The sequence below is a fragment of the Amycolatopsis sp. M39 genome (assembly GCF_001651785.1).
GTDB classification, from domain to species: domain Bacteria; phylum Actinomycetota; class Actinomycetes; order Mycobacteriales; family Pseudonocardiaceae; genus Amycolatopsis; species Amycolatopsis rubida.
On sequence record NZ_LWSF01000012.1, the window covers coordinates 30,549 to 42,071 of the forward strand.

An 11,523-nucleotide genomic window follows, 5' to 3' on the forward strand; every position below is an offset into this window, starting at 1 on the left:
GGCTCAGTGCTTCCAGGCGGGGCTCTCGTTGGGCGGCTTCGGGGCACTGGCCGTGTCTTTCTCCCAGTCGTCCACGTCCTGGCCGTCCCACTTGAGCAGCGTGTCGGCGTGGCGCTTGCACTTCTCGAAGTCGAGCACGCCATAGCCGCGGTAGACGTAAATAGACTGATTCAGCTGCTCGTACCCCTTGCCTGATTTGTACTCCATCTCCACCGCGGTCCGGACCGCTCCGAGGTAAAGCGAGCTTTGATGCCGCGACAGGACCCCGACCTGCTGGTTGGAGTTCTTCTGTTTTCTCCCCTCGTTCTCGAGCGCGAGCTGGCCGATCTTCTGGATGGTGGTCACGATGCCTTGGAAGTTCTCCGGCGTCATGATGTTCTCGACCAGGTCCGACACCGCGTCGACCGCCTTTTTCAACGAGGTCTTGCTGATGGACGCGTCGCGGTTGTCGAAGGTGTAGGTCAGGAAGAACGGAATCGTGGAGAATTTCTGCAGGAAAATATTCCAGGCGACCGGGTCGAATGCCTCGCTCCCCGGGTTGAAGCCGCTGAGGGTCACCGCCCGGTGCACGATGGTGCTGCCGACCGACTCCCACGAACCGAACGTCGACAGCGGCCCCAGGCCGGGCAGCAAACTGTTGTCCCCCGCCGCCTTGTTGCCCACCCCCTGGGCGTTGCTGTCCGGGTCGAAGTCCTCAAGCGCGGACCTCGCCGCGGCCTCCAGTTCGGGGAACGACGTCTGCCACAGCGCGATCTCCAGGGACTCCCGGCTCAGATGGGACTGGCTGATCTCGGTCATGACTGCTCCTTGTCCACGGGTGAAAAGGGTTCGACTGCTCGCGGCGCGGAATCGCGGAAAGCTCAGAGGAGAATATTCCACCAGGCGGCGTGCGCGGGTCGGCGAACGGGCGAGAATCCAGCGCAATAAACGTGATGCCAACAACCGAATCCGCGCGACCCGCGGCCGCAAACGCAGGCGCAGTGGCCTATTCCATGACAACACCTCTCAGCGATTTTCGATCCGCCCACGCCTCAGCGCCGCGATTGAACATGCTCCTCTCCCGAGAGAGGACAGGGAAAGACCCTTGCCACGAATGCCATTAAGTGCATCCGTCCGAGTGCCCGCCGACTACCGGGCATCGCGTCGCCCGGCTTCCCCCGCGCCGGCCGGGATTCACCGGATCGAGCCCTTCGCGGGCCGCTCCCCGGCGACATCGCTCAGCGAAGAACTCCTCGACCGCGCGCGATGGGGACCCGGACGCACCCGGGTAATTCACTCGGGTGCGAAATGCATATTCCGGCAGGCTCCCCGAATTGGAGCAGAGCCTGCTCCAACCGAGTGGCGCGCCGCGGGCTCCCGCGAAGGGATATCCGCGCCGAACCCCGTCGCGCGGTTACCGGAAACTCGGCGGCACCGGCCGCGGACATTGTTCTGTCCCGGCCCGGCGGCGGCTCTCCGCCAGGTGCGCCCGCCGAGCTGAATCCGCTCGACCCGCTTCTCGTCGTCCAGAACCCGGAAAGTAGCCCGCTGCTTCCCGCTCAGCTGTTTGCCGTTCAGGTCGCCGGCTTCCCCGGCCTTCTTCGGATGCCGCTTATTATGGTGGATGAAGTTCTGGAAATCGCCGGACTTCTTCTGCCCGGCCGCGGTCCGGGGCTGGTTTCCGAACCGCATGTCCTGTTTGCCGAACGTCCCCTTGCCGTCGTTGAGCCCGACCGGGTCGGCGCTGAGGTAGCGGTGGTAGTTGCAGTGCAGGCCGGGGAACCGCGGCGGGGTGACGTCGTTGTCGCGGCCGGCTTCCGCGCCCCGGACGGTGCGCGGCCCGCCGCGGGCGACAGAGCCGTCCAGGCTCGCGTGTGACGGTGGCCCGCCACCCGCTGCGAGGTGCTCGCGTCTCTTCCGCCAGCCGTGACCCGTCCCAGGTGAAGCCGGCCTGTTCGAGGACCTCGCTGCGGCCAACGGATTGCGCATGATCCCGGCGAACTCCACCGGCGGTCGAGGAACAGCACGCCCGGACACCGCGCCGCCCCGGTTCGCGCTGACATCGGGCCTGCCACGACCGTCTCCCCTGCGTCTGCGCCGTGACAGCTGCGTGTCCGCCGGGCAGTCGAATGTGGTCGCAACGAACCGCCAAGCCAGCCAGGGAGACCGGAAATGTCCACGTTCACCACCCCCCACCCCATCACCGCCGCGCTGACCACCGCGGGCGCCCGCGTCCGGATCGCCGCGGGCGAGCGTGCCGAGACCGTCGTGCGGGTGCAGCCGGTCGACGCGGCGAACTCGACCGACGTGAAGGTCGCGGAGAAGACGAGGGTCGAGTTCGCTGACGGCGTGCTGTCGGTCAAGACCACCAAGTCCGGCCGCCAGGCCGGCTCGGTCGACATCGCGATCGAACTGCCCGCCGGGTCGAAGCTGCTCCTGAACACGGCCTGGACCGAGGTGCGGGCGGACGGCGCCCTCGGCGACTGCGAGGTCAACATCGGCTCCGGCCGGGTCCAGCTCGACCGGGTCGACGCACTGCGCGGCAACCTCGGCGCCGGCGGGCTCGCGGTCGGGCACGTCGCCGGCGGCGCGGTCATCGAGGGCAGCGCGGCGGTCCTGCGGATCGGCGAGGTCGACGGCCAGATCCGCTGCCAGGGCACGAGCGGCAAGGTCTGGATCGGCCGCGCCCGGTCCGACGTCGACCTCGGCGGGTCGAACGGCAGCTTCGACATCGGCACCGCGGACGGGAGCGTCGTCGCCAGGGCGGCCGACTGCCCGATCCGGATCGGGCGGGTCACGCGCGGCCTGGTGGAGCTGTCGAACGCGGCCGGCGGGATCGAGGTCGGCGTCAGCGCGGGCACCACTGCCGACGTGGACGCGAAGAGCGCGAAGGGCGCCGTGCGCAACACCCTCGGCACGCCGGACAGCCCTCGTGACACGGTCAAGGTCCACGCCCGTGCGCGGCTCGGCGACATCGTCGTCCATTCCGCGGCCTGACCACCCGGTCGGATGGCAGGATCGGACGGGTGCAGATCAAGATCCTGGGTCCGTTCGAGGTCCACGACGGCGATGGAGCAGAGGCGGCCGAGGTTCCGGGCGCTCGGTTGCGCGGACTGCTCGTCGCCCTCGCGCTCCGGCCGGGCCAGGTCGTCCCGAAGGCGTCGCTGATCGACTGGATCTGGGGCGAGCACCCGCCCGCCGACGCCGCGAACGCCTTGCAACGCCTGGTTTCCCGGCTGCGCAAGGCGCTCCCGGGAGCCGTGGTCGAAGGGCTGACCGACGGCTACCGGCTGGCCATCGACGCCGACGCGGTCGACGCGGTGCGCTTCGAGCGGTTACTCGCGCAGGCCCGGGACCAGGGGCCGGCGCGGCTGCGCGAGGCGCTGGAGTTGTGGCGCGGCCCGGCGATGCAGGACGTCGGCTTGCCCGACAGCGGCGCATTCGACGCGGCGGCCACGCGGTTGGAAGCCCTGCGGCTGGCGGCCATGGAGGACCGGTTCGAAGCCGAGCTCGATCTCGGCCGCGGCGCGGATCTCGTCGCGGAGCTGACCGACCTGGTGGCCGCGCACCCGGTGCGGGAGAGGCTCGTCGCCGCGCTGATGCGCGCGCTCGCCGCCGCGGGCCGCAACACCGAGGCGTTGCAAGCGTTCCAGCGCATCAGGGAAACGCTGGCCGACGAACTGGGCGCCGACCCGTCGCCCGAACTGTCCGCGTTGCACGTCGCGTTGCTGCGCGGCGAGGTCGGACGGCGCGAGGAAAGCCGCAAGAGCAACCTGCGCGCCGAGTTCACCAGCTACGTCGGGAAAGAGGCTGATGTCGCCGCGGTCCGCGACCTGGTGTCGCGGCATCGGCTCACCACCTTGACCGGCCCCGGCGGTTCGGGAAAGACCCGGCTGGCAACGGAAACCGCCCGCACGTTGGTCGCCGGCCTGCACCACGGCGCCTGGCTGGTCGAACTGGCCGCCGCCGGGAGCGGGGACGACGTCGCGCAGGCCACGCTGTCCGGGCTCGGCCTCCGCGACGCGCTGCTCGGCGAAGCGTCCTCCGCGGATCCGGCGGACCGGCTGGTCTCCGCGATCCGCGACCGCGAAACGTTGCTGGTCCTGGACAACTGCGAACACGTCATCGAGTCCGCGGCCGCCCTCGCGCACCGGCTGCTCGGCGAATGCCGCGGATTGCGGATCCTCGCGACGAGCCGGGAACCGCTGGGGATCACCGGCGAGGCGTTGTGGCCGGTCGAACCGCTCCCGCGCGCCGAGGCCGTCCAGCTGCTGCGCGACCGGGCGACGACGCGGAACCAGCACCTCGCCGACGACCGGACGCTGGCCCGCATCTGCACCGCGCTGGACGGGATGCCGCTCGCGATCGAACTGGCCGCGGTCCGGCTCCGCACGATGTCGCCCGAGCTGCTCGCGGACCGTCTCGACGACCGGTTCCGGCTGCTCACCGGAGGCAGCCGCACCGCGCTCCCCCGGCACCGGACGCTGCGCGCGATGGTCGACTGGAGCTGGGAGCTGCTCAGCGACGGCGAACGGCTCGTGCTGAGCAGGCTGTCGGTGTTCGCCGGCGGCGCGAGCCTGGAGGCGGCGGAACGGGTCTGCGCGGGAGAACTGGTCGACGAGTACGAGGTGCTGGACCTGCTCTCCGCGCTCAGCGACAAGTCCCTGCTCGTCGCGTTCGGCGAAGGCGCGCCGCGGTACCGGATGCTCGGCACGATCAGGGAGTACAGCACCGCACGCCTCGCCGAAGCCGGGGAGGCCGAGCTGGCCCGGCAAGCGCATCTCGCGTACTTCACCGAGCTGGCCGAAACCGCGGAACCCCGCCTGCGCCGCGGCGAGCAAGTGGAGTGGCTCACCGTGCTCAGGGCAGAGCACGACAATCTCGTCTCGGCCATGCGCGGCGCGCTCGCCGCCGGTGACGCGCACGCCGCGATGCGGCTCGCCGCCGCCTGCGGCTGGTACTGGTGGCTCGTGGGCCGCAAGGCCGAGGGCATGGAGCTGATCACCGCCGCGATCGCGGTTCCCGGCGAGGTCCCCGACGAGACCAAAGCCATCGTGTACGCCCTGACCTCGATGTTCGCCACGTCCGGACCCGGCGACATGCCGGAAGCCGCGCGGTGGGTCCACCAGGCGTACGAGTTCGGCAAGCACGGGCGGCACTGCCACGCGGCACTGCGGCTGGTGGTGCCGCTGGAAATGATGCTGCGCGACACGGACGCGCTCCTGCCCGCCTGGGAGTCGCTGCTGGACGACGAGGATCCGTGGGTTCGAGCGTTGTCCCGGCTGCACATCGGCAAGCTCCGGATGGTGCTCGGCCAGGACGGCGAATCCTGGTTCGACGAATCGCTGGTCGAGTTCCGGGTGCTGGGCGAACGGTTCGGCATCTCGTTCGCCCAGACGGAACTGGCCGGCTGCTTGGCCATGCGCGGCGAATTCCCCGAGGCCAGCGAGCATTTCGACCAGGCGATCGCCGTCGTCGCCGAACTCGGCGCCCTCGACGACGTCGTCCAGCTGCGCATGCGGCAGGCCCGGCTGCGCTGGCTCGCGGGCGACAAGGACGCCTGCGCCGCCGCGGTCGCCGAAGCGGAAAGCCTCGCGGAAGGCGTCACCTGGCCCGGGACGCTGGCCTCGCTCGCCCTCGTCCGGGCGGAACTGGCCCGATGGAACGGCAACGCGCAGGACGCTTTCGACCAGTTCGGCCACGCGATGGCCCTGCTGGGCGACGAAGCCCAGCAACCACATCTGCGAGCCGCCGCCCACGAACTGCGCGCCTGGTTCGCCGCCGACCTCGACGAAGCGCGCGAACACCGCGCCGCGGCCTGCGACGCGGCGGCGGAAACCGGACGCGCGCCAGAGATCGCCAAGGCGGTCGTCGGGGTCGCTGACCTGGCACTGCGGCGCGCACAGTACGACCACGCCGCACGACTGCTGGCCGCGAGCGCGCGGGTGCTCGGCCGGAAAGACCTGGCGAACCCGGATGTGACGCGAATCGAGCAGGAAGCGCGCAACCGCCTCGGCGACGCCGCGTTCGACCAGGCCGCGCAGGAAGGCGCGGCGGATTCCTGGACCGACCTGGTGGCGGTGCCGCTGACGCGGGCCTGATCCCGTGTCAGCGCCGTGACGGCCGGGTGTCTGGCCTCTCGGAGATCGTGGCGACATCAAGCCACCACGAGAGGATTTCCCGATGAGCCAGCAGCTTTCCCCGGTCGACGGCCTGCCGATGGACCGCGACGCCGGCCCGTTCGACCCGCCCGCCGCGATCACCGCGCTGCGCGAGACCCGCCCGGTCAGCCCGATGCTCTTCCCGGACGGCCACGAGGGGTGGCTGGTCACCGGGTACGACGCGGTCCGCCAGGTCATGTCCGACGCCCGGTTCAGCAGCCGCCTCGACATCGGCGTGGTCCACGTGCCGTACGAGACGCCGGGAATGCCGGTCGCCACCGAGCCCTCGCCGCAGATCCCCGGCCTGTTCATCAGCATGGACGCCCCCGGCCACACCCGGCTGCGGCGCAAGCTCACCGGCGCGTTCACCGTCAAGCGGATGAAGCAGCTCGAAGACGGCATCATCGCGATCACCGAACAGCAACTCGACGCGGTCGCGCGGCTCGCGCCGCCGATCGACCTCGTTCGGGAGTTCGCGCTCCCCGTGCCGTCGCTGGTGATCTGCGAACTGCTCGGCGTTCCCTGCGCCGACCGCGAAACCTTCCAGGCGAACTCGTCGAAGTTCATGGAGCGGGACGTCAACCTCGAAGACAAGATGGCCGCGTTCGGCGCGATGATGGGCTACCTCGGCCAGCTGTGCACGGACAAGCGCGCCGAACCCGGCGAGGACATCCTCTCCGACCTCGCCCGCGACGAGGACCTCAGCGTCGAGGAACTGACCGGCATGGCGTTCCTGCTGTTGCTGGCCGGACACGAGACCACCGCGAACATGCTGTCCCTGGGCGCCTTCGCGCTGCTCGAACACCCGGCGCAGCTCGCGGAACTGCGCACCGACCCGACGCTGTTCGCCAATGCGGTGGAAGAGCTGATGCGCTACCTGTCGGTGGCCGACATCTTCTACCGCTACGCGACGGAGGACGTCGAACTCGGCGGCGAGACGATCCCGGCCGGCTCGACTGTGGTCGTCTCGCTGCTCGCCGCCAACCGCGACCCGGATCATTTCGAGAATCCCGACACGATCGACCCGCACCGCAAGGTCCGCGGGCAGGTCGCGTTCGGCCACGGCATCCACCAGTGCCTGGGACAGCAGCTGGCTCGCATCGAGATGCGTGTCGGATTCGAGGGGCTGCTGCGCCGCTTCCCGGACCTGCGGCTCGCGGTTCCGGCCGGGGAGGTGCCGTTGCGGACCACTATGAACATTTACGGGGTGCACGAGCTTCCGGTCACCTGGTCCTGAGCGGCCGCCTGGTCCGGTGGCGGCTTCCTTTTCCCGGCATCCGGACCACGCCGATCGTCCGGGCGAAGCGACTGGTCCGCAGGAGGACAGGACCCGGCACGCTCCGCCTTGAGTGATCGAGGCCACGCAATCGCCGGGGAGGGCGGACGACATCGCGAGCCTGGCCGCTGCCGCGGGGACTTATGCGGCCGAATACCTGGCTGAGGGCGCGAAACAGCTCGGCGAGAAGGCCCGCGGCTGCGAGGCACAGCCGCGCTCGATGGGCTGGCGCAGCAGCGCGAGTCCCCGACCGCGCGGCTCGGGGACGGAGTGCGCGGAGCGACCGCCGACGGCGCGCAGGTGGTCGTCATCCAGGACGGCAACAGCCGGTTCAGGGCCCGCGACGTCGCGGGCGGCGACATCGACAACTCCAAACGCACGATCCGGCTCGGAACCGGCGGCATCGTCATGGGCGTCGTCGCTCTCGTCGGCACCACATCCGTCATCAGCTACAACGAAGGCGCGGCCGTCGCTGCTGCATTTCGAGTCGTGGCTGTTCCCCGAAGACCACGGCAAGTCCAGCGCGGACATCGCCGCACAAGGCGGCCGCAGTCATCACCGCGATCGGATCCTCAGCACCGAACCCCCACGAAGCCGTGCGGAGGGTCTACAGCAACATCGCTCACCACGGCTCAGTCGAAGCAGCGCCAGCACGCACAGACCGCGTTCGCCGCCGACACAGGTTTCCCCGCTGCCGCACCGCGGCGGAAACCCTCGCTGGCAGAATCACCGCAGTGAACGACTACGCCGAATCGCTGCCCTGCTTCGTGGCCGGCGAAAACCCGGGCAACACCGTCGTCATCGACTCCCGCGCCCATCGCGTCGTCGGCGGCCCCGCGCTCGGCACGTCAGTCGAGAACAGCCAGTGGCTCATCGTCGGCCACAATCCCGGGCCGGCGACCTGCCCCGGTTCGTGAACCCGGACCGGCGAGCGCCTCGGTTCCCGGACAGCCCGTCTGCGGCAACGCGCGGGCTGGCCGGACACAAGAACGATCGGTCGCCGATCGACGACCGATATCGCCTCGATCCGGACCGGGCGTGGCTGGCCACTCCGGCCGGGGTCGTCCTCGACGGCGGTGCCCTCACCTTCGTGCGCGGCTCGGCGCGAGTCATGACCGCCGGGCAAGCGCTCGCCGACCCGGTGCTGAGCACGGCAGGTTCTTCGACGGGCCGCAATGGGTTCGTGTCGCCGAGACAGGCGAGTGGACCGTCGCGGTGGAATACGTTCAGCAGAAATCCCACATCGACGGCATCGCCAGCCATCTGGCCAGGGACACCGAGGTCGTCTTCGTCGCCGCGAACGAAGACGATCCGGCAGTGGTCAGCTGGCCGCCTCGTCTTCACTTTCACGTGCGGAGGCGGGTACGACTCCCGCGGCGGGACGCATCCGCACCTGTTCGACGACGAGATGTCCGGCTCCGGCCTCATCGACTTCGCCTCCGCCGCGACCATCGCCGACAGTTCGGTCGCGATGATGGCGATCCTGGGTCGGCACCTCGGATTCGGCGTCGCCCCGGAAACGCTCACCGGGCCGCTCCCGACCGCTTATCGCATGCACCGCCACCTGCCCCCGCCTTCCTGATCGCCGGAGCAGGGAACCGGAACGGGACGGGGTCCGCTCCGAACTGGCCGGGCATCCTGCCGCGAGGCGAAGCGAGTCCGGAGCGAACACGATCTCTACTTCGGCGCCGGGAAGCCGCCGATCCGTCCCTCCAGCAGCTCCGCCAGCCGCAGCGGGGTCCGGTCCTCGAACATCGGGCCGATGACCTGCACCCCCACCGGCAGCCCCTCCGGCGAGAAGCCCGCTGGCATCGCCGTGGCGGGCAAGCCGGGCATGGTGGCGACACCGGCCCAGACCAGCTGGTCGAAGAACGGGTACTCGACGCCGTCGATGTCGATCCGGCAGGCCAGCAGATCGGGGTTGTGGTCGTGCGGGAACGCGGGCGTCGGCGTCACCGGGCACACCACGGCGTCGAACTCGGCGAAAAACTGTCGCCAGCCATGGCGGTGCAGTTCGCGGCGGTGGTGCACCCCGAGCCAGTCGCGGTGGGTGAGCACCATTCCGCGCAGCCGCGCCGCGTCCAGGCTTTCGTCGTCCGCGCTCAGTTCGGCGGCACGGGTCTGCAGCTGCTCGTAGGCGTCGACCGGGAAGCGCGCGACGGAGCCGGAGAACAGCAGCTGGGTGTAGAGGGTCGCGGCTTCGGTCAGGTCGGGCAGCAGCGGGCTGTGCCGTTCGACCCGGGCACCGGCGTCCGCGAGCGCGTCGGCTACTCGGTGCACTCCGGCCCGTACCGCGGCTCCGGTCGGGATGAAGGGATGGTCGTCCAGGATCAGGACTCGGAACTCGCTCAGCTGCTCGTGGCGTGCGGGCGGCAGGGCCAAGTCGTGCGCCACGCCGGAGGTCAGCGGGTCGGGTCCGGCCATGACGTCGAGCAACAGTGCCAGGTCGCGGGCGGTGCGCGCCATCGGGCCGACGACGGCGAGGTCCAGTTCGTGCGGCAAGGGCAGTTCGTTCGGCGGGACCATGCCGCGGTTCGCCACCAGGCCGAGGGACGGCTTGTGCCCGTAGACACCGCAGAAATGCGCGGGGGTGCGCAGCGAGCCGCCGATGTCGGAGCCGATGGACAGGGCGCCGAAGCCCGCCGCCAGAGCCGCTGACGATCCGCCGGAGGAACCGCCTGGGGTGCGGTCGTGGTCCCACGGGTTGTTGGTGGTGCCGTAGACCGGGTTGGAGCTCTGCAAGCCCTGAAGTCCCAGTGGCACATTGGTTTTGCCGAGGATGACCGCGCCGGCGGACTTGAGCCGCGACACCTGGACCGCGTCTTCGGCGGGGATGAAGTCCCGGTGCTGCGGCATACCCCAGGTCGTGGGCAGACCGGCGAGGTTGTAGCACTCCTTGACCGTCACCGGAATTCCGAGCAGCGGCCGGTCTTCGCCGCGGGCGCGCGCCCGGTCGGCCTCCTGCGCGGCGGTGCGGGCACGATCGAAGTCCGGTACGCAGATCGCGTTGAGTGCCTTGTCTTCCCGCTCGATGCGGGCGATCGCCTCGTCGGTCAGCTCCGCCGAGGTCGCTTCGCCTGCCCGCAGGGCGGCCGTGAGTTCTTCGGCCGAGTGAAAGTTCCGCTCCATGAATGCGACCGTAACGGGCACCCGGCGGAGCCATAAAATGTCAATTTCCACAACGGCGGCCCGTGGTCGACGGGCGCGGTCCGGCCGGTGCCGCGCATCTACGGGACAGCGGCCGCGACTTCGGCGAACCCGGTCAGCGGTCCCAGAATCCTTGTTTCTCCAGCAAAGCCACCGCGCGCTCGCCCGCGTCGGCGAGGTGTTTCTCCACCAGCGTGCGCGCCCGGGCCGCCGAGCGGGCGGACAGTGCGTCCAGGATCAGCCGGTGGTCGTCCCGCGCCTTGACCGGCCAGTCCTCGTGTGCCTCGTAAAACCCGTGCGACACGGTTTTGGCCAGGATGCCGAGAAGCGACAGGAGACGGCGCGAGCCGGCGGCGTAATTGATTCTCCGGTGGAACTCGTAGTTCAGCCGTTCCTGTTCGGCAGGGTCCGCCGCGGACTCCATCCGGTCCGCGAGATCGTGCAGCGCTTGGAGGCTTTCCGGGGAGAGGTTCTTCGCCGCGCGCTCCGCGGCCAACCCGGACACGACGCCGAACACGCGGTAGTGGTCCCGGATGTCGTCGCGCGTCATCCGGGCGACGAACGCGCCGCGGCGGGCGATGTGCTCCACCACGCCCTCGTGGTCGAGCGTGATCAACGCTTCGCGGACCGGCAGTTTGCTGATGCCGAGTTCGTCGGCCAGCGCCTCCTGGTCGATCTTCGCCCCGGCGCGCAACTGGCCGGAGAAGACGCGGCGCCGGATTTCCTGGGCGGCCATCGCCTTGAGGTTCGCCGGGCCCGTGCGGCGCGGTCCGGCACTCGTGGTTTCGGGCGTCGCCACTACCGTCTCCCTCCTGCGTGCGCGGCTGTATCGGATGAAGTATTACACGCCCGGGGCACGCTCAGGCGGCCGAGTCGCTCCGTGCCGGGTGCGGCCTCCGCTCCAATAACTCAACCTGACCTGCGGAAACATCTTCGCCGACAGCCGCCCGAGAGTGTGAG

General features: G+C 70.0%; 10 protein-coding genes. 5 read left to right on the forward strand and 5 right to left on the reverse strand.

Annotation, left to right across the window (positions count from 1 at the left end):
* Positions 1-3 precede the first annotated feature (3 nt).
* Positions 4-798: a hypothetical protein gene (locus A4R44_RS24605; protein WP_067585287.1), complete on the reverse strand. Its 795-nt coding sequence runs from the start codon at positions 796-798 to the stop codon at positions 4-6.
* A gap of 474 nt (positions 799-1,272) precedes the next feature.
* The gene (locus A4R44_RS24610; protein ID WP_157905000.1) at positions 1,273-1,968 is read right to left on the reverse strand and encodes a hypothetical protein; all 696 of its coding nucleotides are present in this window, start codon (positions 1,966-1,968) and stop codon (positions 1,273-1,275) included.
* A 183-nt stretch (positions 1,969-2,151) separates the two neighbouring features.
* On the opposite strand from A4R44_RS24610, the gene A4R44_RS24615 reads away from it, so the two are divergent.
* From A4R44_RS24615 to A4R44_RS24625, 3 genes are all read left to right on the forward strand, one after another.
* Entirely contained in the window at positions 2,152-2,976 is an 825-nt protein-coding gene (locus tag A4R44_RS24615) for a hypothetical protein (RefSeq protein ID WP_067585293.1), read from the forward strand.
* A 29-nt stretch (positions 2,977-3,005) separates the two neighbouring features.
* Positions 3,006-6,080 carry a BTAD domain-containing putative transcriptional regulator gene (locus A4R44_RS24620; protein ID WP_067585295.1) on the forward strand — a complete coding sequence of 1,025 codons (3,075 nt, stop codon included), beginning with the start codon at positions 3,006-3,008 and terminating at the stop codon, positions 6,078-6,080.
* Between the two features lie 82 nt (positions 6,081-6,162).
* Positions 6,163-7,377, forward strand: a complete 1,215-nt coding sequence (locus A4R44_RS24625) for a cytochrome P450 (RefSeq protein WP_067585297.1) — start codon at positions 6,163-6,165, stop codon at positions 7,375-7,377.
* Positions 7,378-7,557: 180 nt separating this feature from the next.
* On the opposite strand, the gene A4R44_RS48270 is transcribed toward A4R44_RS24625, so the two are convergent.
* Positions 7,558-7,947, reverse strand: coding sequence for a hypothetical protein (locus A4R44_RS48270; protein WP_143132485.1), 390 nt, complete (start codon positions 7,945-7,947; stop codon positions 7,558-7,560).
* A 203-nt stretch (positions 7,948-8,150) separates the two neighbouring features.
* Between A4R44_RS48270 and A4R44_RS24630 the strand changes: the two genes are divergently transcribed.
* Both A4R44_RS24630 and A4R44_RS24635 read left to right on the forward strand, forming a co-directional pair.
* Positions 8,151-8,333 carry a hypothetical protein gene (locus A4R44_RS24630; protein ID WP_067585301.1) on the forward strand — a complete coding sequence of 61 codons (183 nt, stop codon included), beginning with the start codon at positions 8,151-8,153 and terminating at the stop codon, positions 8,331-8,333.
* Positions 8,330-8,998: a hypothetical protein gene (locus A4R44_RS24635; RefSeq protein ID WP_067585305.1), complete on the forward strand. Its 669-nt coding sequence runs from the start codon at positions 8,330-8,332 to the stop codon at positions 8,996-8,998. Before A4R44_RS24630 ends, A4R44_RS24635 begins: the two co-directional genes overlap by 4 nt.
* Before the next feature lie 95 nt (positions 8,999-9,093).
* On the opposite strand, the gene A4R44_RS24640 is transcribed toward A4R44_RS24635, so the two are convergent.
* Together A4R44_RS24640 and A4R44_RS24645 are read right to left on the reverse strand one after the other, a co-directional pair.
* The gene (locus A4R44_RS24640; RefSeq protein WP_067585309.1) at positions 9,094-10,545 is read right to left on the reverse strand and encodes an amidase; all 1,452 of its coding nucleotides are present in this window, start codon (positions 10,543-10,545) and stop codon (positions 9,094-9,096) included.
* 133 nt (positions 10,546-10,678) lie between these two features.
* Positions 10,679-11,362, reverse strand: coding sequence for a GntR family transcriptional regulator (locus A4R44_RS24645; protein ID WP_232791763.1), 684 nt, complete (start codon positions 11,360-11,362; stop codon positions 10,679-10,681).
* Positions 11,363-11,523 lie beyond the last annotated feature (161 nt).

Coding starts and splice junctions, on each gene's coding strand:
- A4R44_RS48270 (WP_143132485.1), bottom strand. CDS start 7,947: ATGTCCGCGCTGGACTTGCCGTGGTCTTCGGGGAACAGCCACGACTCG.
- A4R44_RS24625 (WP_067585297.1), top strand. CDS start 6,163: ATGAGCCAGCAGCTTTCCCCGGTCGACGGCCTGCCGATGGACCGCGAC.
- A4R44_RS24610 (WP_157905000.1), bottom strand. CDS start 1,968: ATGCGCAATCCGTTGGCCGCAGCGAGGTCCTCGAACAGGCCGGCTTCA.
- A4R44_RS24640 (WP_067585309.1), bottom strand. CDS start 10,545: ATGGAGCGGAACTTTCACTCGGCCGAAGAACTCACGGCCGCCCTGCGG.
- A4R44_RS24605 (WP_067585287.1), bottom strand. CDS start 798: ATGACCGAGATCAGCCAGTCCCATCTGAGCCGGGAGTCCCTGGAGATC.
- A4R44_RS24615 (WP_067585293.1), top strand. CDS start 2,152: ATGTCCACGTTCACCACCCCCCACCCCATCACCGCCGCGCTGACCACC.